The organism is Devosia sp. GW821-FHT12F11 (genome assembly GCF_058806655.1).
Window position 1 is genome coordinate 1 of sequence record NZ_JBXAPX010000007.1, and the last position, 21,887, is coordinate 21,887.

Here is a 21,887-nt window from a genome sequence, read left to right on the forward strand (position 1 = left end):
TGACCCCGTTTGCGGCTCTCGCCGGCGGCGTCGGTGGAAGCAGTCGCTTCCGAATTCCTTAGAGAACAGAAACCTACTTCCGGTTGCCCGGCAGCAGCTCTGCCCTTTCAGTATTCGCTGATCAGTGGGAGCAGCAAGTGCTCGGCGTCGTCAGCGAGGCGGGTTGTATTCGAGACGTTTTCGTCTGTCAACACCCCAATTTCCAACTTTCGGAAGGTCCGAACTTTGAAACCTGAAACCGCCAATTTCTTAGCTATTTCAGAGGCTTGCTTCAGTCTTTGGCGTCGTTTCCGCCGCCGCGGTCTTCAGCGATGGGCGGGTTATAGGGGCGACCCCTTTGAGGTGTCAACAGCCCAAAATGACGAATCTGACATTTTCCGCGGACACCCGTCCGCCGAGCCGTCCAATCCGTCTGCGCGGATATATAGCACGCACGCGCGAGGACTGTCATCTGGTGTTCGCAATCCACGAGTTCAAGGCCCCCCGAGGGATGTCCTGGCCCTGTGGAAATCTCCCCGGAGCAGGAATCGGCGTGCGCCTTCCCGCTTCCCATCGCCGGCGCAGATGCCTCGCGCGGTGACCTGACCGGTGCACATCCCCTCCCCGCGGCTCCCCTACACCGGCCGAGGCCTAGTTTTGCCGCATTGTCACCCCACCAAGGCGACGGCCAGTGACCAGTGAGTTGACTCGCGCCTGAGCGCGCGGCACTGCTTCTGGCCAGGGGTAAGGTGCTTCGGCGCCAGGCAGCAGGCGAACAGGGTTGAACCCAGCACAACGCAATCGCACCGCCGCGCTTCTCAAGGCGAGCGGCTTCGAGGACGGTCCGGCCCTTACGGTGCAATCCACCGACGGCGAGATACCGCACGGCCGCGAACTGAGTTTCGCTTGGCTGACCGGCACGGTGATGACCGGGCTCACCTCGGTGCTGCTGATGGGTGCGGCGCTCTATGTGTCGTTCGAAGGCCAGGACACTTTCTCCACCGCCTATGAGGCGCTGCAGCTGATCACCAAGGCCGAGGAGACCGCGGTCGACTCGCAGGTGAAGGGCGATCGCGTGCGCCCGGTGGCCAAGACCCGGTCCGAGCTCGAGATTGTCGAGGCCTCGATCCGCGAGACCGTCGACGGCCGGTCGCTGATCAGCAAGAAGCCGTTCGTGCGGGTCCGCGCGACGCTGGCCACCGCCGCGACCGCGCTCTCCAACGATATTCCCGATTACGATCCGGTGGCGATGATCGACGCCAGCCAGCCGGTGGTCGCCGATGGCGACGACGTCGCCAATCCCGAGATCTACGGCGCCGAAGTCGAAGGCGAAGTGCAGATCAAGACTGCCGCCCTGCCCGCCAGCTTCGTTCCGGCCCCGGCCATCTCCGACAAGAGTGCTTCCGACTTTGTGCGCGCCACGGTGGAGAACCTGTTCGCCGAAGGCGGCGGCGAGGGCGAGGTCGCACTCGCCTACGCGCAGCCCGACACCGGCGTGCGGGACCTCGGCGTGGTGACCGATGGCGGCCTCTCGGGTGTCGCCGAGAATGTGTCGATCCTGCCCAAGACCAAGCTGGCCGAAGATGCCGGGCTGGGCCGCTCCGAGCGCGTGGTCACCGTTCGCGAAACCGGCTCGCTGAAGGAGCCGCTGCTCAAGAACGGCTTCGACGCGCAGACCTACGACATGATCTCGGCAACGCTGAAGAACGTGCTGTCATCGGCAAACGTACCGGGTGGGGCGCGCCTGCGCATCCTGATGGGGCCGGCGCGCAATTCGCAGACCCTGATCCCGCACCGGCTCAGCATCTACTTCCCCGACCCCAAGACCGGCGAGATCAAGCATGCCGCGACCGCCGCGCTGACCGACCGCGGCAGCTATGTGCTCGGCCTCGAGCCGCCCAAGATCGAGTTCCCGGAAGAAGACACCGAGGAAATCAACGTCAACAACCTGCCCTCCGTCTACCGCTCGATCTGGGAAACGGCGCGCAAGCACGATATCGACGACGCGATCACCTCGCGTATCGTCGCCATGTTCGCCTACGATATCGACCTCACCAAGCGCATCAGCGCCGGCGACTCGATCGAAATTCTCGAGACCGAGAAAGATGCCAGTGGTCACCAGGACCTGCTCTATGTGGCGCTGAAGCTCGGCACCACGACGCGCGAGCTGTTCCGCTTCCGCACCGACGACGGCACTGTGGATTTCTACGATCCGGACGGCGAGACCGGAAAGCGTTTCCTCACCCGCCGGCCGCTGCAGGGCGGCGGGCGCCTCGCCAGCCGTTTCGGCAATCGCGTGCATCCGATCTTCAAGTCGCGCCGCATGCATACCGGCGTCGACCTCGCCTCCAAGACCGGCACGCCGATCTACGCCTCCGGCGACGGTGTGGTCGAGAAGGCTGGATGGGTCTCCGGCTATGGCAAGAAGGTCGAGATCAAGCACGTGAACGGCTTCGAAACCGGCTACGGCCACATGAGCCGCATTGCCGATGGCATGAAGCCGGGGGCGCGCGTACGCCAGGGCCAGATCATCGGCTATGTCGGCTCGACCGGTAACTCCACCGGCCCGCATCTGCATTTCGAGATCAAGGTCAACGGCCGCTTCGTCGACCCCCTCAGCGTGAAGCTGCCGCGCGACAAGTCGCTATCGGCCCAGTACGAGGGCAATTTCGAGCAGACCATCGCGCAGATCCGCGACCTGATGAAGCGCGACGCCGCCCCGATGACGGTTGCGGCGCTGAACTAGCACCGCCTTCCCACAGACAGGGACGTCATTCCCGCGCCCGCGGGAATGTCCGCTTCTGAGCAGGCTGACGCAACGGAGCCCGCTGTCGCGAGGGGGTGACCGGGCGGTCGTAGCGCCTACCGGGCTTTCTTTCGCAGCTTGTTCTCCTGGGTGAACCAGGCGATCACCGCCGACAGCAGCGCGAGGCCCGCATTGCTGTAGGCGATGGCGGCGAAGGCGGCGTTATTGGCACCCTGCCGTGCCGTTTCCGCATCGCCGGCGAGCGGCGCGTCGGGCTGCATGCCGAAGAACAGCGACAGCTCGGCAAAGCCGCCGAGCGAGCGCTCGAACACGAAGGCCGCGACGCCGCCCATCAGCGCCACGGCCAGCAGGCCCGCAACGCGCGCCACCGCATTGTTGACGCCCGAGGCGAGCCCGGTGTCGCGATCTTCGACCGAGGTCATCACCGCGGTCGAGAGTGGCGAGACCACCGCACTCATTCCCAGCCCCATCAGGATGGTGAGCGGCAACACGCCCAGCCAGACATTCTGCAGCGGCGCCAGCAAGCCGAGCAGCGCAAAGGCGATGGCGACGATCACCGCGCCCAGCGTGATCATCGGGCCTGGTCCGACCTTGTCGGACAGCCGGCCGGCATAGGGCGACAGCACGGTGAGCGCGATGCCGAACGGCAGGAAGGCGATCGACACTTCCGCAGCGGTGACGCCCCAGCCGCCGATCAGCGTCATCGGCAGGAAGAAGGTGACGGCCGAGAGCGCGAAATAGAGTGCGAAGGTCATGCCCTGCGCGCCGGAAAAGGCGACGTTCTTGAAGTGGTAGAGCGGCAGCATCGGCGCCTTGCTGCGCGCTTCCCACCACAGAAAACCGACCAGCGCCACGAGGCCGATGCCGCAATAGGCAAGCACATGGCTCAGCACCGGCGCATTACCGCCGGTGCCGGTGAGCCCGAGCGCGATCAGCAGCAGCGCCACGGTGATCAGCGCCCCGCCGACCAGGTCGAGCCGCCGGCCCGCCTCGGGCTGGTCGGCCGGCACCTTGAGGAACAGCAACGCCAGCGCGATACCGCCGAGCGGCAGGTTGATGGCGAACACCAGCCGCCAGCTCCAGTCGCCCATGGTGGTGAGCACGAACCCGCCGACCACCGGTCCCAGAATCGTGGTGAGTGATGAGAATGCCGACCACAGTCCGATCGCCTTGCCGCGCTCCTCGCGTGGATAGGCCTTGGCAATGATGGCGAGACTGCCCGGCACCATTAGTGCCGCGCCGAGCCCCTGCACCGCACGGGCAATGATCAGGAAGGTGGGGTTGGGCGCCACGGCGCAAACCAGCGACGCGGCGACGAACAGCACGATGCCGAGCGCGAAGACGTTCCGCAGCCCGAACCGATCCCCCGCCGCGCCGCCGATCAGCAGCAGCGAGGCGAGGAACAGCATGTAGGCGTTGGAGATCCACTGCGCGTCGGCGAGGCTGGCGCCGAGATCGGCGCGGATCGCCGGGGTGGCGATCGACAGCACCGAGCCGTCGATAAAGCCCATCGAGGACGCCAGGATCGCCGCAACCAGCACGTAGATCCGGTTCTCGGCCGGACAGAAGGTTGCCGGTGCGGCACTCGATTTGACGTCGTTCATCCCCGGCTCCTCGAAGCGCTTGCGGGCGGAGCCTACGCCTTCTCGATCCACACCGCGAGTTCGTTGCCACCGGGCTCGCGGAAGTGAAAGCGCCGTCCACCGGGGAAGTCGAACGCCGGCTTGGTGATCACCCCACCGGCATCGAGCACCTCGCGCTCGGCCAGTTCCAGATCCTCGGTACGGATCACCGCCAAAGGCTTCTCGGTCCGCCCGTCGCCCGCGTCGATGCCCGCGTCGATGCCTGCATCATTGATCGCCTCGTAGGACGGGCCGTAACTGGTGAAGCTCCAGCCGAAGGCGTCGGCGAAGAAACGGTGACTCTGCTGCGTGCTGCTGGAGGGAAATTCGAGGTAGTCGATCTGGTAGCGCTGCTTCATCTTCATGACTCCCGTTGTTCTCTTTTTGTTCCTATCGCATCCCGGATGTGCAGGCAATCACCCAGCCTCGGAACTTACTGCGGCTGCCGCTCGATCATCTCGAGCAGCACCGGGTAGACCAGCTCGGTGCGGGCGCCCGGCATGCGTGGATCGACCAGGTCGTGCGGCAAGCGGTCGGAGCGCGGCAGCACCTCGAGATCGACGACCCTGCCCCTGGCGCGCCACGCCGTCACCAGTTGGCGCGCCAGCGCGTTGTTGACGGCGAAATCGGCGTCGTTCAGCAGCATACCGAGCCCGCCAGCCTGCGGCGCCGTTCGCTGCGCGGCGCCCTCGAGCACCTCCCCCAGCCGCATGAACTGCGCCAGCGCGTGCGTGGGGATGCGCGGATAGGAATGCTCCATCCCCGGCGCCCCCTCCGGCTCGAGCGGGTTCCATACGAGCATCATGTTGGGCATGCTGAGCAGCAGGTTGGCGGCGGCGCGGTTGGCCCAGGGCGGCACGAAATGCGGTCCGAGAAACGGCGAGACAGCGACGGTGTGCGCCACATCGGCCCGGTACTGCGCCGCCCAGGCGGTCATCGCGCCGCCCGCCGACACGCCGATGACGGTAACCTCGTCGCCCAGCCCGCGCGCCAGGTCGATCGCCGCGTCGGTACTGGCGACCATCTGTTCGGCGCTGAGCGTCGTCAGCGCCAGCGTCATCTGGTCCGCCTCGCCGTGACCAGGCCAGCGCGGCACGTAGACATTGTAGCCACGCTCGTAGAGCCGGCGCGCCAGCTCGTCCGCCTGCAGCGGGCAATTGGTGAGGCCATGCAGGTACACCACCGCCTTGGCCACCCGAGCACCATGCGTCAGAAGCCGCGAGCCGCAGTCCGGATGCAGCGGCAGTTTCGCCTCCTCCGCCGCGATCGCCGAGAACACTGCCACTGCGGCCTCGTAATCCGTTGCCGGCTGGGTCATCGGGCGGTTCTCGGTGAGCGCGCCGGCATCGAGCGGCAGTTGCGACAGCCAGGCGAAGCCGCCCCCGAGCAGCAGCACGGTGGCCGCCAGCACGATCGCGCCCGCCTTCAGCACCCACGGCACCGGCTGCCACGCCGGCGCCGGCGGATAGGCGCGCCGCAGCACCAGCGCCGCGATCACCCCGACGCCGGCCATGATCACCATAGCGACGAAGCCGGTGGTGAGAATGGTCAGCGCGGCGAGCTCGAGGATGCCGAAGCTGCGTGCGCCCAGGGTCGCGGCATCGACCGGCTGGCCCTGGCCGAAATCGGCGATCGCCAGCACCACCGGATAAGAGCAGAGCCCGATCAGTGCACCGGCGAAGGCGCCGCGCGCCAGCGACAACCGGCGCGGCCAACCGATGATCAGCCACCAGACGATTGCCGCCACGACGAAGGTGCCGAGGAAAGGCGCCACCCAGCCGGTATCGGCCTGCAATACGCCGGCGGGGCCGGCGACACCGAGCCCGGTTACCGGAGCGGCAGCGATCGCGCCGATCCCGAGGATGGCGCCGGCAACCGGAGTCCACCACCAGTTGCCGATGCCGCTCATTTGCTCACTGCCGATTGGTCGGCGATGCGGGCGAAGCGCTCGACCATCGCCGCCTTGAGGTCGGCGATCCGCGGATCGTCCCAGCCCGGCGGCTCGATCAGCGCCCGCCAGGCGTCGATGTAATCGGCTGGCGCGTAGTCGTGGCCATGCCCCGGCGGCGGCTCGAGCGCCAGCGCCATGTCCATGCCCAGCTGCAGGAAGGTGACGACCGGATACCAGTTGAGGATCGGCGAGACGTCGGGTCCGCGTTCGCCCTTCAGCCAGTCGGGCTCGCGATGCAGCGAGGCGTAGCTGAAGAACACGATCGGGTCGCTGGCATGCTGCAGGAAAGCGATGCGCATCGGCCCCCACGGCACCCCGGGGACATCGAGACCGCCGCCCTGGTTGGTGAAACGGATGGTGGTCTGGTTGCCGAATTTCGGCAGCCATTCGGGCGTGCCGGCCTGCCGGTTGTTGGTGGCCCAGCGCCAGATGCCGCTGGTAAAGGGCGGGCCGACCCACAGCGCCCCCTGGAACGGATCCTGCAGCACATCGAAGAACTGCGTCGAGGCCTGCGAGGCGTGGGCGCCGAGGCTGAGGCCGTTGAGATAGAGTTTTGGCCGATTGTCGTGCGGCAGCCTGGTCCAGTAGCCATAGACCACGTTGAACAGCGCTTGCGCCGCTTCGGTGCCGTATTCCGGCTCGACCACCAGCGATAGCGGGCTCAACAGGTACGAGTATTGCAGCGATACCGAAGCGACGTCGCCTGCCATCAGATATTCGAGCGTATCCATGCCGGCCGGATCGACCCAGCCGGTGCCGACCGGCGTCACGATCAGCAGCACCGAGCGATCGAAGGCGCCGATCCGCAGCATCTCGTCGAGCGCCAGCTGCGCCCGCGCCTCGGTGGTTTCGGCTGAACGCAGCCCGACCGAAACCCGCAGTGGCTCGAGCGCCGGACGGCCGATCACCGCCTCGATTTCGGCCTTGGTCGGGCCGGAATCGGCATAGATCCGCCCGTCGCGCCCGATCGTGCTCCAATCGATCAGCGACTGCGCGCTGCCCGATCTGAGCGGGTCGGTAGGCGGAGTGCCGAACTGGCCGGCGACGCCATCGAGCCTGAGGAAGAACGCATCGGCGACGCGCAGCGCCCCACGCATCAGCACGCCGTTGAACAGCGTCGTCGCGATAATGCCGACCACCACGAGGCTCCCGACCAGGGCGACGCGGCGCGGCACGTAGCGCACCAGCCAGCGCGAGAAGAAGCCGACCCCATAGGCGAGGAACTTGCCGGTGTAGATGAGGATGGCGGCCGGCAGCAGCGCGATCAACAGGATCCAGACGGGGAGGCCCGCTTCGACCGGCTGCATGCCCATGATCTCGCGGACGGAATTCTGCCAGCCGGTGGTCTGATAGAGGCAGGCCGCCATCAGCAGGAGGCAGCCGAGGGTCACGGCGATCTTCAGCCAGTGTGTGTATTTCGACACCGGGAGCTTGAGGCCCATGTAGCTCCACAGCCACTCGAGGGCGACGCCGATACCGTAGCCGATGCCGAAGGCGCAGCCCGACAGCAGCCCCTGGATCAGCGCTTCACGCGGCAACAGCGAGGGCGTCAGCGCCAGCGAAAACAGGATCGAGCCGACCACCAGCCCCATCTCGGAGAAGCCGTCGAGGAGCCGTTTCAGCCACGCCGGTACCTGCACGTTTGTCCTCCAGCCGCTACTCATGGCCATTGAGTTTGTCGTGGCGCTGCCGCCAACCGACCAATACTGGGTTCGCAATTTAGCACGATTGCCGGTGACCGCTCAGAGCACCGGGCCGAGCATTGCCACCGTATTGTTCCAGATGCGGCGTGTCCCGCCCCACGCCTCTACCTCGGGGGCATGCACCAATATGGATGCCTCGATATAGCTCTGCTGGCGCTGCCGCAGCGCCGCGGTGAGCGGTTTGTCGGAGATCAGCATGTTGTTTTCGAAGTTCAGCTCGAAACTGCGCCGATCCATGTTGGCCGAGCCGATCAGCGCCAGCTCGCCATCGACCGTGATGGTCTTCGAATGGAGCAGCCCGCCCTGGTATTCGCGGATGATCACGCCGGCCTCGAGCAACTCGGCATAGTAGCTGTGGCTGGCGGCGGCCACGACCCAGGAATCGTTGCGCTCGGGCACGATGAAGGTGGTCTCGACGCCGCGATAGGCACTGGCGCACAGCGCCGCCTGGATGGTTTCGTCGGGCACATAGTAGGGCGTGGTGATCACCAGCTCGCGTCGCGCCGCGTTCATCACCGAAACGAAGATTTCCGGCATGGCCGAGGGCCGGACGATCGCCCCCGTGCCGATCACCTGGGCGACGAACCCCGACTGCTGTGCTGGCATCGGCCGTTGCAGCAGCTCGGTCAGATCGTCCTCGCCATGGCCCATCCAGTCTGACGCGAACAGGTGCTGGTTCTGCCGGGCGATCGGCCCTTCGATCCGCACCATCACATCGACCCACGGCGCAAACTTCGCCTTGGGCGCGAACGCCGCATCGGCGCAGTTCTGGCTGCCGCAATAGGTGATGGCATTGTCGATGACCACGATCTTCCTATGATTGCGCATGTCGAGCCGGCCCCAGAGCGCCCCGATCAGCGGGTTGCCGATCGGCATGGCGCGGGCGAGCTGCACGCCGGCGGCCCGCATGGCGCGCCAATGCTCGGAACGAATCATGCTGCGCGAGCCGACATCGTCGGCCATCGCCCGGCAGGCGACACCGCGCAGCGCCGCACGCTGCAGCGCCGCGACGATCTTCAGCCCGTTGCTGTCGGGCAGCCAGATGTAGAACAACAGGTGCACATGGTCGGTGGCGGCGTCGATATCGGCGACCATGGCATCGATCGCCGCATCCGAGCTCCCGAGCAGTTGTGCCCGATTGCCGGCAACCGGCGGATAACCGCTGACCGAAGTGCCGGCGCGAAACAGCGGCAAGGTGCCCTCCCGCAGTTGCGCCTCCACGCCGGGGGTACCTAACGGTGGCGGCAGGATTTCGAAGGCCTTGCGGAGGCGGGCGGTACGGGTGCGCCCGATATTGGTTTCGCCCACCAGCACATAGGCGATCATCCCGATCAGCGGCGCGATGACGATGATCATCACCCAGGCGAGGCGCGACACCGGTTCGCGATAGGGCCGCAGCAAGGCGCGACCGACGAAGAACAGCTGCAGCCCGATTTCGAGCCCCAGCAGCAGCCACGCGACCGTCGCTCCCTCCATGCCCTCTCCTCCACGCCGGGTACGAGCCCGACAATTGCCGGCGCGCCATGGGAACGTCGACTGTTCGGCCGCGCGAGTCGACTAAAATCATCGCCAATCAACATCGGCCAAGTTTAGATGCAGATAGCGATACTGCAGTCGCTGTAGTCCCGTCCGCGATGCGAGGTCGACCAAAGCAATGAGCGAGCAAGATCGTCGGGCACCACCCCCGCGCCACGGCTGGTGGGCCGTCATTGCCGGCTTGGCCTTTGCGCTCGTCGCGCTGCTGTCGGTGCCGCTATCCGGGGTTGCGATCACCGAACTCGTCGCCAGCCTGCGCGGCAGCGTCAGCTGGCTGACGCTGTTCATCGGCGTCGGGTTGACCGGCACATTGTTCTGGTGGCTGCTGCTGATCCGGCCGCGCCGCTACACCCTGTTGCGCGGCGCCGCCACCGGCGTGCTGGTGGCATTCTTCTCCTATCCCGCAGTGCTGACGCTGGCCGACCTGCTGCGCCGCGGCAGCCTCGATCCCGACACCTATGCCAGCCGGGGCAACAACGTCCTGCTGCGCACCATCATCACCCAGCTGACCACCGGCTTTGCCTCGACCCTGGCACTCGCCCTCGTCGGCATCGTGCTGGTGCTGGTGCTGCACCGCCGGCAACCCGACACCGTTCCGCAGCGCGATCGCCTGGGGTTCTGGCGCACTGTCCCCAGGCTGGCGGCGAGCCTCGCGCTGCTTCTGGTGGTCGCGCTGGTCGGCGCCTTTGCCGTGCTGACGCTGCTGCCGCTCGATACCGCGAGCCTCAGGGCGAACGCCGCCGCGAGCACGCCGGCCGCCAGCTACGACGAGGCGTTGGCCAAGATCGCAGCAGTGCGCGCCGAGGAAGCCAAGCTCCCGCTCAACCCGCGCTGCCTCTCCAACCTCCTGACCCATGGCAAGAAGGTCGAACGCGTCGTAGTGTTCTTCCACGGCCTCACCAACTGCCCGGCGCAAGCCGAGCAACTGGGCGCCAAGCTGTTCGCGCTCGGCTACAACGTCTACCTGCCGCGCATCCCGCAGCATGGCGATGCCGATCAGATGAGCCTGGTGCTCGCCGATCTCACCGCCGAACAGCTGATTGCCGTCGGCAACGAGGCAACCGACATCGCCCAGGGTCTCGGCGACGAAGTGGTGATCACCGGGCTGTCGGCCGGGGGCATCATTGCCGGATGGATCGGCCAGCATCGCACCGACGCCGACCAGTCGATCGCCATCGCGCCGTTCCTCAGCCCCAACCTGGTGCCCGGCTGGGCCAACCACGCGGCGACCGCACTGCTGCTCAACGCGCCCAACGCCATGGTGTGGTGGGACCCGGCGACCCGCGACAACCCGCCGGGCATGACCTATGCCTATCCGCGCTATGCCACGCACGGCCTGGCGCAGGCGCTCCGCCTCAGCATCGCACTGATGGATACGGCTGCCGCGAAGGCCCCGCTATCCCCTGGGCTGAGTGTGCTGATCAACGAAGCCGACGATGCGGTTAGCATGGCCAAGATCGAGGAGTTGGTGCTGCATTGGCAGGACCACGGCGCCAAGGTGAACGTCGTGCGGTTGCCGCTGGCGCTCGAACTGGGGCACGACCTGATCGACCCGCACCAGCCGACCGGCGATCCGGATTTCGTCTACCAGGTGATCCTCGACATGATGAACGGGGCGACGCCGGCGATTCCGGAGAGCACCCAATAAGAAAAGGGCCGGTCCTTGGACCGGCCCTTCTGACTTACGCTGCGGCGTCGATGCCCGGCGCTTCGGCGCCGCTGCTGCCGAGGCGCAATCCGCCCTCGCCGGCATCGATCACCACGCTCTGGCCGTCGGTAACCCGGCCGGCGAGAATTTCCTCGGCCAGCTTGTCCTGCACCTCACGCTGGATCACCCGCTTCAGCGGGCGGGCGCCATAGGCGGGGTCGTACCCCTCATTGGCCAGCCACTCGCGTGCCGCATCGGTGAGCTCGAGCGAGATGTCGCGCTCCTTGAGCAGCCCACGCAGGCGGCCGAGCTGGATATCGACGATCGCACCCATATGGTCGCGCTGCAGCCGGTGGAAGACGATGATGTCGTCGATCCGGTTGAGGAATTCCGGCCGGAACGAGGCCTTCACCACATCCAGCACCTTGCCGCGCACCAGTTCGACCGATTCGCCGTCCCGGAGGTTGACCAGATATTCCGACCCCAGGTTGGAGGTCATGATGATCAGCGTGTTGCGGAAGTCGACCGTCCGTCCCTGCCCGTCCGTCAGCCGCCCGTCATCGAGCACCTGCAGCAGGACGTTGAAGACATCAGGATGCGCCTTCTCGATCTCGTCGAACAACACGACCTGGTAGGGCCGGCGACGCACCGCCTCGGTCAGCACTCCACCTTCGTCGTAACCGACATAGCCCGGAGGGGCGCCGATCAGCCGGGCAACCGAGTGCTTTTCCATGAACTCGCTCATGTCGAGCCGCACCAGCGCATGTTCGTCATCGAACAGGAACTGCGCGAGGCTCTTGGTGAGCTCGGTCTTGCCGACGCCGGTTGGCCCGAGGAACATGAACGAGCCGATCGGCCGGTTCGGATCCTGCAGGCCCGCCCGAGCGCGCCGCACCGCCTTGGCCACGGCCTCGACTGCCTCGGCCTGGCCGATGACCCGCTTGCCGAGTTCGGCTTCCATGCCGAGCAGCTTCTCGCGCTCGCCTTCGAGCATGCGATCCACCGGGATGCCCGTCCACCGGCTGACGACGCCGGCAATATGGCTCGGCGTCACCACTTCCTCGACCATCGGGTTGTCGGGCTTGCCGTCACCGTTCGGATCGTCGGCCGACTTGATGCGCTTTTCGAGATCGGGAATGACGCCATAGGCCAGTTCGCCCGCTTTCGCGAGGTTACCGGTGCGCTGCGCCAGTTCGAGATCGGTGCGCGCCTTGTCGAGCTCTTCCTTGAGCTTCTGGCTTCCCTGCATGCGCTCCTTCTCGGCCTGCCAGCGCGCCGTCAGCGCATTGGCCTGCTCTTCGAGGTCGGCAAGTTCCTGCTCGAGGCGGCCGAGTCGGGTCTTGGAGCCCTCGTCGGTCTCCTTCTTCAGCGCCTCGCGCTCGATCTTGAGCTGCATGATGCGGCGGTCGAGCTCGTCGAGCTCTTCGGGCTTCGATTCGGCTGCCATGCGCAGCCGCGCCGCCGCCTCGTCGATCAGGTCGATCGCCTTGTCGGGCAGGAAGCGGTCGGCAATGTAGCGCTTCGACAGGGTCGAGGCGGCAACGATGGCCGAATCCGAGATTCGGATGCCGTGGTGCAGCTCGTACTTTTCCTTGAGGCCGCGCAGGATCGAGATCGTATCCTCGACCGTCGGCTCATCGACGAATACCGGCTGGAAACGACGGGCCAGAGCCGCGTCCTTTTCGACGTGCTTGCGATATTCATCGAGCGTCGTCGCGCCGACGCAGTGGAGCTCACCGCGGGCGAGAGCCGGCTTCAACAGGTTCGACGCATCCATGGCGCCGTCAGTTTTGCCGGCGCCGACCAGCGTATGCATCTCGTCGATGAACAGGATAATCTTCCCATCGGCCGACGAAATCTCGTTGAGCACGGCCTTCAGCCGCTCCTCGAACTCGCCGCGATACTTCGCGCCGGCGATCAGCGCGCCCATGTCGAGCGACAGCAGCGACTTGTTCTTCAACGATTCCGGCACGTCGCCATTGACGATACGGATGGCGAGGCCTTCGACAATGGCGGTCTTGCCGACGCCGGGCTCGCCGATCAGCACCGGGTTGTTCTTGGTGCGACGGCTCAGCACCTGCACAGTGCGGCGAATCTCCTCGTCACGGCCGATCACCGGATCGATCTTGCCCTCGCGGGCCGCCTCGGTGAGGTCGCGGGCGTATTTCTTCAGCGCGTCGTAGCTGTTCTCGGCCGAAGCGGAGTCGGCGGTGCGCCCCTTGCGGATCTCGTTGATCGCCTCATTCAGCCCCTGCGGCGTGACGCCGGCCGAAGCGAGGATCTTGCCCGCATCGGTATCCTTCTCGACCGTCAGGGCGAGCAGCAGCCGCTCGACCGTGACGAAGGAATCACCGGCCTTCTGCGCGGCGCTCTCGGCGGTCTCGAAGACACGCGCGAGCTCGCGGCTCAGATAGAGCTGGCCGGCATCGCCGGACACCTTCGGAATTTTCTTGAGGGCAGCCTCGGTCTCGGCCCGCGCGATCCGCGCATCGCCGCCCGCCTTGCTGATCAGCCCTGCGGCCATCCCCTCATCGTCGTCGAGCAGCACCTTCAACAGGTGGATCGGTGCGAACTGCTGGTGACCTTGGCCGAGCGCCAGCTGCTGTGCATTCTGGATGAAGCCGCGCGCGCGCTCGGTGTACTTTTCGATATTCATTCAACTCTCCTCGTCTGGCACGTCGGATCGCCCTGCATGAGGCACGTATCCAACGCCTGAAGCGTTGATTTGGCTCAAACGAAACCGTCAGGGCGGTCGATCGAACCAGATCAGGACCGGATGCCCGCTCGGCGGCGCTACCCTGTCCCGACGCTGATATGGGGTGCCTCAGGCAAAACAAAAGGCCGGGATTGCTCCCGGCCTCATGGTTTTTTCCAAGGCGCTTTTCGGCTTACTCAGCCGGGGTGTTTCCGGCCGTGAGGAAGGCCGGCAGCTCGCCGACATCGGGCTGCGGCGCGCCGGCGGGATCGGCCCCACCTTCACCACCCTGCCCGCGCGACCGACGACGCGGCCGGCGATCGCGGCGACGCGGCTCGCCTTCGCCCTGCGGCGCCTCGCCTTCGGCCGTGGCCTGCGGTGCGGCGGCAGCGGTCTCGACCACTGCCATCACCACCGGCTCGCTGCCGGGGATGGGCTGCTGCTGCGGCTGCTGCTGGTCGTGCTGCTGCGGCGGCTGCTGGTTGAACTGGCGCGGCTCCGGCGACGCGAACCGATCGTTGATCGGCGCGAAATCGTCGTCGTAATCGTCCTCTTCAGCCTGCTGACCGAACTGGTCGCGCTGCTGATTCTGCGGCTGAGCGGCCGAGAGGATGCGGAAATAGTGCTCTGCGTGCTGCAGGTAGTTCTCTGCCATGACGCTGTCGCCGGAGGACTGCGCATCGCGGGCGAGCTGCAGGTATTTCTCGGCGATGTGCGAGGCGTTGCCGCGCACTTTCACGTCCGGGCCGTTGCTCTCGTAGTTGCGGCTCAACGGGTTGCCGTGTTTGCGGCCACCATTGTTGTTCCGACCACGGGAGCGGTTCTTGTTGTTCTGTTGGTTGTTAGGTCTCATCGTCTCTTTTCAAGCCTTGGAAAAGAATACTGAAGGCAACATGGGGACATCGGCACCGGGGGCCGCAGGCGCAATATCCAGCGCGGGCGGTCTCGTTCCAGCAGTGCCTGAGCTATCGCGTGTTGAACCACTTTTTGCTCATCAAGGCGTCTCGGTTCCTCGTCCGAGAATCGAACACTGCCAAATGCAGCTTCGCCGATGAGCGGGTGGCCGTCACCTTGGCGCGATCTCGACCACGCCGTTGACAGCACCTGGAACCTATCTGGTTCGCCCTGCCTTTCCAAGCACAAAATATGGGCGGCCCTAACGGATACTCAAGAGGCGGAGTTGAGACGGGCCACCACCATGCGATCGAGCCCCGCCAGATCGGGCACCACTTCGACCTCGGCAAAGCCGGCGCCAACCAGGATATCGCTGACCGTGTGGCCCTGGCTGGAACCGATCTCGAGCAACAGCACACCCTCGGCTTTGAGGAACAAACCGGCCTCGGCGGCGATCGCCCGGTACGCCGCCAGCCCATCCGGCCCGCCATCGAGCGCCAGCCGCGGATCGTGTTCGCGTACTTCCGGCATCAGCCCTGATATCACCGCGCTCTCGATATAGGGCGGGTTCGAAGTGATGAGGTCGAAGCGTTCGCCCGGCTCCAGCGGATCGAACCACGAGCCCTTGAGCGTGGTGAAGCGGCTGCCCACGCCATGGCGGTTGGCATTGAAGCGCGCCATCTCCAGCGCCTCGGCCGAGAGGTCGACAGCCACCGCGGTGACATCGGAATACTCGGTCAGCAGCGAAATCGGGATGCAGCCGGTGCCGGTGCCGAGGTCAAGGATGCGCGGCCTGTCGAGCGCCCCGATCACCTCGAGCCCGCGCTCGACCAGCAGTTCGGTCTCCGGCCGCGGCACCAGGGTCGCCGCGTTGAGCTTGAAACTCAGCCCCCAGAACTCCTTCTCGCCGAGGATGCGCACCACCGGCTCGCCCTTGAGGCGGCGCGCGGCAAAGGCCTCGAGCGTCTTCAGCTGCTTTGCCGGAACGTCCTCGCGCTCGCGATTGACCAGCTCCAGCCGGTCCATCTCGAAGGCCGCTTCGGCGAACAGCCGGGCATCCAGTTCCGCCGTGTCGATGCCGGCCTTCCGGAACAGGTCGCGTATCCCCCGCCATGCTGCGCCCACGCTGAGTGTCAGGAAATCCCCTCCATGGCGGCGAGCTGCGCCGCCTGGTTTTCGGTGATCAGCGCCGAGATCAGCTCTTCCAGCGCATCGCCGGCAATCACCTTGTCGAGCTTGTAGAGCGTCAGGTTGATCCGGTGATCGGTCACCCGTCCCTGCGGGAAATTATACGTCCGGATGCGTTCCGAACGATCGCCCGAACCCACCTGCTCCTTGCGCGCTTCCGACCGCGCCGTGTCGCGAGCGTTGCGCTGCTCTTCATAGAGCCGCGCCTGCAACACCTTCATGGCGGTGGCGCGGTTCTGGTGCTGGCTCTTCTGGCTGGCCGTCACCACGATGCCCGACGGCAGATGGGTGATGCGCACCGCCGAGTCGGTGGTGTTGACGTGCTGACCGCCGGCACCGGACGAGCGCATGGTGTCGATGCGGATGTCCTCAGCCTTGATGTCGATATCGATCTCTTCGACCTCGGGCAGCACCGCGACGGTTGCCGCGGACGTGTGGATGCGGCCCTGCGTTTCCGTCGCCGGGACGCGCTGCACCCGATGCACCCCGCTCTCGTATTTCAGTTTGGCGTAGACGCCCTTGCCGGTGATGTTGGCCACCACTTCCTTGTAGCCGCCGACTTCGCCCGGGCTCTCCTCCAGGAGCGTGAACTTCCAGCCCTGCAGGTCCGCATAGCGCTGGTACATCCTGAGCAGATCGCCGGCGAACAGCGCCGCTTCATCGCCGCCGGTACCGCCGCGCACTTCTAGGATGACGCTTTTCTCGTCGGCGGCATCCTTGGGCAGCAGCAGGATGCGGATCTCGGCCACCGCCTGCTCGATCCTGGGCTTCAGCTCGCCGATCTCGGCGGCAGCCATCTCGGCCATTTCCTTGTCGCCCGACCCCGCCAGCTCCTCGGCCGATTCGAGGTCGGCGAGCAGCTTCTGGTAGGCCTGGATCGGCCGCACCACCGGCTCGAGCTCGGCATATTCCTTGCTCAGTTTGACGAACTGCTCGGCCGACGGGCCGGACGACAAAGCCGCCTCGATCGAATCAAAGCGCTTGGTCAGCCCGTCGAGCTTGTCCTGCGGAAGCGTAGCCATGAAAACCTAGATCACCAGCCCCTGCCGGCCGGCCCAGTCGAGCAGCAGCTCGCGGATACTGGGGCCATGGGCCCCTTCGAGCAGGGCGGCGGAGATGGAATTGCGAATGGGCGTGAGTTCGGTGCCGAGGATCATCTCCTTGATCGGACCGATAGACGGCGGGCTCATCGAGAGCTTGGTCATGCCGATCGAGAGCAGCGCTAACGCCTCGACGGTGCGGCCGGCAAGCTCGCCGCACATGGTCAGCGGCACGTTGTAGCGCCTTGCCATGTCGACGATGTGCTTGAGCGCTCGTAGCCGCGGCAGCGCAATCGGATCATACGACTTGGCGACGCGCTTGTTGCCGCGGTCGGCGGCGGTGAGGAACATCACCAGGTCGTTGGAACCGATCGAGACGAAATCCGCCTCGGGCAGCACCTGGTCGAGCTCCCAGAGCAACGACGGCACCTCGATCATGGCGCCCAGTTCGAGCTTGCTCGGCACCGTCTGGCCGGCATGCTTCATGCGCTCGAGTTCCTTGTTGACCACCAGCCGGGTCTGCCGGAACTCCCAGGCATCGGTGACCATGGGCACGAGGATCTTCATCGGCCCGCCATTGGCGGCCTGCAGCAGCGCCCGGATCTGGATGCGCAGCAGCCCCTGCCGGTCAAGCGCCAGGCGCAGTGAGCGGAACCCCATTGCCGGGTTCTCTTCCGCCTCGTAGCGCAGATACGGGATTACCTTGTCGCCGCCGATATCGAGCAGGCGGAAAACGATCGGCTTGCCTTCGGTGAGCCGGATCGCCTCGGCATAGAGTTCGACCTGCTCCTTCAATCGGGGCAGGCGCGAGGCGATCATGAATTGCAGTTCGGTGCGGAACAGCCCGACGCCCGAGGCACCGGTATCCTGCAGCATCGGCAGGTCGGCAACGATACCTGAATTGTGGAGCAGCGTGATCTCGTGGCCATCCCTGGTGATGGCCGGCTTGTCCTTGAGCTCGAGGTAATGCGCCCGGCGCTTGGCCCCCAGCCGCACCTTGTCGACATAGACCTGGATCATGTCCGGGGTCGGCCGCAGGTAGACCGTGCCCTGCAGACCATCCACGATGATGTCGTCGCCCGTCTCCGACATCGAGACGATGTTCTCGGCCTGCCCGACCGCCACCAGTCCCAACGACTTGGCGACGATCGCCACATGTGAGATGGCGGCACCCTCCTCCAGCACCACCGCCCTGAGCCGCGTGCGGTCGTATTCGAGCAGGTCCGCCGGCCCCATGTTGCGGGCAACCAGGATCGCGTTCTCGGGCAGGTCCTTCTTGCCGGTCGCGCCATCGCCGGTCAGGACGCGCAGCAGCCGGTTGGCGAGATCGTCGAGGTCGTGCAGCCGATCCTTGATGTAGGGGTCGGTCGACCGCATCATCCGGGCTCGGGTGTCGTTCTGCACCCGCTCCACCGCCGCCTCGGCGGTGAGGCCGTTATTGATCGCCTCGGTCAGCCGATCGACCCAACCGCGATCATTGGCGAACATCCGGTAGCTCTCGAGGATCTCGCGATGATCCGAGAACGACTGCATGTCGCCATGGCTGAGCATCTGGTCGATCGAGAGCCGCATCCGGTCGAGCGCATCCGACAGGCGCTTCAGTTCGACCTCGGTATCCTCGGCGACGAAGTTAGTGACGACGACGCGCGGGTCGTGCAGCACGACCTTGCCCAGCGCCACGCCGTCGGTGAAGCCGTTGCCCTCGAAGCTGCGCGGGCGCCTGAGATCGATATCCTGGCCCGGCTTGATCAGCGCGTCGAAATCGGCGGTCGACATCATCTCGGCGAGCAAGGTCGCCGTGGTCAGCATCGCCTCGATCTCGTCTTCGCCATAGGCATGCGAATCGCGGTTCTGCACCACCAGTACGCCCAGCGTCTGGCCGGCGCGCAGCACCGGCACGCCGAGGAAAGCCTGGAACGGATCCTCGCCGGTTTCCGGCCGATAGGCGAAGGCGGGGTGCGCCGGAGCGTTGTCGAGGCTGAGCGGCTCGGCCTGTGCCGCGATCAGGCCGACGAGGCCTTCGCCGAGACGCAGCGTCGTCATGTGCACAGCGGTGGCGGCGAGGCCGCGGGTGGCGAACAGTTCGAGCGCGCCGTCGTCGCGCAGCACGTAGAACGAACAGACGTCCGCGTGCATATTGTCGGCGATAAGACTGACGATCTTGTCGAGCCGAGCCTGCGAAGCCAGCGGCTCCGCCATGGTTTCGCGCAATTGCCTCAGGAGCACGCGCGGCCCGCTGATCGCTATGGCCATGATTCCCGCCCGGCGGCCCGGCGCCGCCCTATCGCCAGCGGCGCCGTGACCGGGGGTCTAGGCGTCTCAGGCGTCCTGCTTGTCCAACCCGTAATACGTATGGAGCGCGCGAACCGCAAGTTCGGCATACTCGTCATCGATCAGCACTGAGGTCTTGATTTCCGAGGTGGTGATCAACTGGATGTTGATCGACTTGTCGGCCAGCGCCTTGAACATCGAGGCGGCAACGCCCGCATGGTTGCGCATGCCCACCCCCACGACCGAAACCTTGGCGCCGCCCTTGGCGCTGGTGAGCGTGCGATACTCGAAGCGCCCGGCCTCGCCGGCGGCCTTCAGCGCCTTGACCGCCTTGTCGTGCTCGGCATCGGGCACGGTGAAGGTGATGTCGGTGGTGGAGCCGTCCTCGGAGACGTTCTGGACGATCATGTCGACGACAATGGATTCGTCCGAGAGCGCGCCGAAGATCGCCGCGGCGACGCCCGGCCGGTCCTTGACGTCGCGCAGCGTGATCTTGGATTCGGCCCGTGCCAGGGTGACGCCCGAAACGATCTGCTTTTCCATGATCTCTTCCTCATCGCATACGATTGTGCCGGGAACCCCCGGCGTGCCGTCCGGCGCGATCTGCGGCGCATTCGGATCGTCGAAAGTGGAGCGGACGGTGAGGCGCACCTTATGCGCCATCGCCATCTCGACCGAGCGGATCATCAGCACCTTGGCGCCGAGCGAGGCCATTTCCAGCATTTCCTCGAACGAGATCTTGGAAAGTCGCTTGGCCTTGGGGGTGATGCGCGGGTCGGTGGTGTAGACGCCATCGACATCGGTGTAGATGTCGCAGCGATCGGCCTTCACCGCAGCGGCGACAGCCACCGCACTGGTATCGGAACCGCCGCGGCCCAGCGTCGTGACCCGGCCCGACGGGGCAACGCCCTGGAAGCCGGTGATCACAGGCACCACGCCATCGGCAAAGCGCCTTTCGAGTTCGGTCGGATCGATCTCGACGATGCGGGCCGCGCCATGCGCGTCGTCGGTCTTGATCGGCACCTGCCAGCCCTGGAACGAGCGCGACGGGATGCCCATCTCGCTCAGCACCACCGCCATCAGCCCGGCCGTTACCTGCTCGCCGGATGCGACCACGGCATCGTACTCGCGCGCATCGTGCAGTTTCGACGCCTCGTTGACCCAGCCGACCAGCTCGTTGGTCTTGCCCGACATGGCCGAGACCACTACGGCGACCTGGTTGCCGGCGTCGACTTCACGCTTCACATGCAGCGCCGCCTGACGGATGCGCTCGACCGAGGCGACCGAGGTGCCGCCGAACTTGACTACGATACGGCCCAAGGCCCCTACCCCGACTGTTGCCCGGCTGAACCCGCCGGTACGCTCAGAATTCGGCCGGGGACATGCCACAAACAGCCGGGGTTATCAACAGGAGGAACGGACGCAGGGGACATGCCCGATGCCCGGTGCCAGATCCCCCTTGCAGCAACATCCGCGCGCCGCCACGTCGCGCGTCGATGCGACCGCGCTTCCTCTTGCGCCGGTAGCCCGCGGGGCGGATAACCCTTCCCATGACCGACACCACCATCAATCCCGACGAAATCGCCAAGTTTGCCGCCATGGCCGACGAGTGGTGGGACCCCAAGGGCAAGTTCAAGCCGCTGCACAAATTCAACCCGGTGCGGCTGGGCTATGTGCGCGACAAGGTGATCGCGCATTTCGGCAAGGACAGCACGGTGCGCCGGCCGCTCGAGGGCGTGCGCATCCTCGATATCGGTTGTGGCGGCGGGCTGTTGAGCGAACCATTGGCCCGGCTCGGCGCGACGATGGTGGGGATCGATGCCGGCGAAAAGAACATCCGCATCGCGCAACTGCACGCCCGGCAGTCGGGGCTCGAGATCGACTATCGCGCCGTGACCGCGGAGGCGCTCGATGCCTCGGGCGAGCGGTTCGACGTGGTGCTGAACATGGAAGTGGTGGAGCACGTCGACAATGTGCCGCTTTACATGAAGAGCTGCGCGAGCCTGGTAAAACCCGGCGGGCTGATGTTCACCGCCACCATCAACCGCACACCGCGTGCCTACGCGCTGGCGATCGTCGGGGCGGAATATGTGCTGGGCTGGCTGCCCAGGGGCACCCACGATTTCTCAAAGTTCCTGACGCCGGACGAGATCTCGGCGCTCTGTGTCCGCAATGGCCTGAGAGTCATCGACAAGACCGGCGTGGTGTTCCATCCGCTGGCCGACGAATGGCGGCCGAGCCGCGATCTGGGCGTCAACTACATGGTGCTGGCGGCAAAGCCCGCCTGAAGCACCAGTCAGCCGATGACAAGCGTTTCGCGACCGAAGGCCAGGGTGATGGTACCGCGGATCGGGTGGCCCGCCAGGTCTTCATCCCAATAAAGGAACCAGCGGCCGGCGCCGTAGCTGCGGTCGAGCGCGTCTTCGATGGCAACATCGAACGGCTTCAGCGCCTTCAGTGCTGCCGAGGCGGCATCGCTCATCACGGCGCGGATGGCGCCGCCGGTGGCGGTGGCCGCAGGGGTCAGGGTGGAATGGTGCATTCTATCCTCCTTCGTGGCGCCCTCGGGCGCCGTCTGTGGAGGTCAATCTGC

The 21,887-nt window shown here is 65.9% G+C and carries 15 protein-coding genes; 3 read left to right on the top strand and 12 right to left on the bottom strand.

All coding sequences use genetic code 11. The features are described 5' to 3' along the window. The first annotated feature begins 760 nt into the window (after positions 1-760). A complete protein-coding gene (locus tag AC1ROK_RS19665) occupies positions 761-2,725 on the top strand; it encodes a M23 family metallopeptidase (protein ID WP_492850031.1) in 1,965 nt (654 codons plus the stop codon). Positions 2,726-2,841: 116 nt separating this feature from the next. On the opposite strand, the gene AC1ROK_RS19670 is transcribed toward AC1ROK_RS19665, so the two are convergent. From AC1ROK_RS19670 to cls, 5 genes are all read right to left on the bottom strand, one after another. Next, on the bottom strand, positions 2,842-4,350 hold the full coding sequence (locus AC1ROK_RS19670; RefSeq protein ID WP_492850033.1) for an MFS transporter: 1,509 nt from the start codon (positions 4,348-4,350) through the stop codon (positions 2,842-2,844). Between the two features lie 32 nt (positions 4,351-4,382). Further along, on the bottom strand, positions 4,383-4,727 hold the full coding sequence (locus AC1ROK_RS19675; RefSeq protein ID WP_492850035.1) for a VOC family protein: 345 nt from the start codon (positions 4,725-4,727) through the stop codon (positions 4,383-4,385). A 74-nt stretch (positions 4,728-4,801) separates the two neighbouring features. After that, the gene (locus AC1ROK_RS19680; protein ID WP_492850037.1) at positions 4,802-6,277 is read right to left on the bottom strand and encodes an alpha/beta hydrolase; all 1,476 of its coding nucleotides are present in this window, start codon (positions 6,275-6,277) and stop codon (positions 4,802-4,804) included. Beyond that, a complete protein-coding gene (locus AC1ROK_RS19685; protein WP_492850039.1) occupies positions 6,274-7,959 on the bottom strand; it encodes an alpha/beta hydrolase in 1,686 nt (561 codons plus the stop codon). Before AC1ROK_RS19685 ends, AC1ROK_RS19680 begins: the two co-directional genes overlap by 4 nt. 102 nt (positions 7,960-8,061) lie before the next feature. Continuing rightward, a complete protein-coding gene (gene cls, locus AC1ROK_RS19690) occupies positions 8,062-9,498 on the bottom strand; it encodes a cardiolipin synthase (protein WP_492850041.1) in 1,437 nt (478 codons plus the stop codon). 178 nt (positions 9,499-9,676) lie between these two features. Between cls and AC1ROK_RS19695 the strand changes: the two genes are divergently transcribed. Beyond that, positions 9,677-11,206 carry an alpha/beta hydrolase gene (locus tag AC1ROK_RS19695; RefSeq protein ID WP_492850043.1) on the top strand — a complete coding sequence of 510 codons (1,530 nt, stop codon included), beginning with the start codon at positions 9,677-9,679 and terminating at the stop codon, positions 11,204-11,206. Positions 11,207-11,240: 34 nt separating this feature from the next. Here the strand turns inward: AC1ROK_RS19695 and clpB are convergent, their stop codons facing one another. The 6 genes from clpB to AC1ROK_RS19725 form a co-directional block, all read right to left on the bottom strand. Next, entirely contained in the window at positions 11,241-13,862 is a 2,622-nt protein-coding gene (clpB, locus tag AC1ROK_RS19700) for an ATP-dependent chaperone ClpB (protein ID WP_492850045.1), read from the bottom strand. Between the two features lie 232 nt (positions 13,863-14,094). After that, positions 14,095-14,754: a DUF4167 domain-containing protein gene (locus AC1ROK_RS19705; RefSeq protein ID WP_492850047.1), complete on the bottom strand. Its 660-nt coding sequence runs from the start codon at positions 14,752-14,754 to the stop codon at positions 14,095-14,097. A 314-nt stretch (positions 14,755-15,068) separates the two neighbouring features. Beyond that, on the bottom strand, positions 15,069-15,920 hold the full coding sequence (gene prmC, locus AC1ROK_RS19710) for a peptide chain release factor N(5)-glutamine methyltransferase (protein WP_492850049.1): 852 nt from the start codon (positions 15,918-15,920) through the stop codon (positions 15,069-15,071). A gap of 8 nt (positions 15,921-15,928) precedes the next feature. Further along, the gene (gene prfA / locus AC1ROK_RS19715) at positions 15,929-17,005 is read right to left on the bottom strand and encodes a peptide chain release factor 1 (RefSeq protein WP_492850051.1); all 1,077 of its coding nucleotides are present in this window, start codon (positions 17,003-17,005) and stop codon (positions 15,929-15,931) included. Between the two features lie 6 nt (positions 17,006-17,011). Further along, positions 17,012-19,276: a phosphoenolpyruvate--protein phosphotransferase gene (ptsP, locus tag AC1ROK_RS19720; RefSeq protein WP_492850053.1), complete on the bottom strand. Its 2,265-nt coding sequence runs from the start codon at positions 19,274-19,276 to the stop codon at positions 17,012-17,014. Between the two features lie 66 nt (positions 19,277-19,342). Continuing rightward, entirely contained in the window at positions 19,343-20,614 is a 1,272-nt protein-coding gene (locus AC1ROK_RS19725; protein ID WP_492850055.1) for an aspartate kinase, read from the bottom strand. A gap of 230 nt (positions 20,615-20,844) precedes the next feature. Between AC1ROK_RS19725 and ubiG the strand changes: the two genes are divergently transcribed. Continuing rightward, complete coding sequence (gene ubiG, locus AC1ROK_RS19730) at positions 20,845-21,582, top strand: bifunctional 2-polyprenyl-6-hydroxyphenol methylase/3-demethylubiquinol 3-O-methyltransferase UbiG (RefSeq protein ID WP_492850057.1); 738 nt, start codon at positions 20,845-20,847, stop codon at positions 21,580-21,582. An 8-nt stretch (positions 21,583-21,590) separates the two neighbouring features. Here the strand turns inward: ubiG and AC1ROK_RS19735 are convergent, their stop codons facing one another. Next, positions 21,591-21,836 carry a hypothetical protein gene (locus AC1ROK_RS19735; protein WP_492850059.1) on the bottom strand — a complete coding sequence of 82 codons (246 nt, stop codon included), beginning with the start codon at positions 21,834-21,836 and terminating at the stop codon, positions 21,591-21,593. Positions 21,837-21,887: the final 51 nt, after the last annotated feature.

Coding starts and splice junctions, on each gene's coding strand:
- AC1ROK_RS19675 (WP_492850035.1), bottom strand. CDS start 4,727: ATGAAGCAGCGCTACCAGATCGACTACCTCGAATTTCCCTCCAGCAGC.
- prfA (WP_492850051.1), bottom strand. CDS start 17,005: ATGGCTACGCTTCCGCAGGACAAGCTCGACGGGCTGACCAAGCGCTTT.
- AC1ROK_RS19670 (WP_492850033.1), bottom strand. CDS start 4,350: ATGAACGACGTCAAATCGAGTGCCGCACCGGCAACCTTCTGTCCGGCC.
- cls (WP_492850041.1), bottom strand. CDS start 9,498: ATGGAGGGAGCGACGGTCGCGTGGCTGCTGCTGGGGCTCGAAATCGGG.
- AC1ROK_RS19735 (WP_492850059.1), bottom strand. CDS start 21,836: ATGCACCATTCCACCCTGACCCCTGCGGCCACCGCCACCGGCGGCGCC.
- ubiG (WP_492850057.1), top strand. CDS start 20,845: ATGACCGACACCACCATCAATCCCGACGAAATCGCCAAGTTTGCCGCC.
- AC1ROK_RS19680 (WP_492850037.1), bottom strand. CDS start 6,277: ATGAGCGGCATCGGCAACTGGTGGTGGACTCCGGTTGCCGGCGCCATC.
- ptsP (WP_492850053.1), bottom strand. CDS start 19,276: ATGGCCATAGCGATCAGCGGGCCGCGCGTGCTCCTGAGGCAATTGCGC.
- AC1ROK_RS19705 (WP_492850047.1), bottom strand. CDS start 14,754: ATGAGACCTAACAACCAACAGAACAACAAGAACCGCTCCCGTGGTCGG.
- clpB (WP_492850045.1), bottom strand. CDS start 13,862: ATGAATATCGAAAAGTACACCGAGCGCGCGCGCGGCTTCATCCAGAAT.
- AC1ROK_RS19695 (WP_492850043.1), top strand. CDS start 9,677: ATGAGCGAGCAAGATCGTCGGGCACCACCCCCGCGCCACGGCTGGTGG.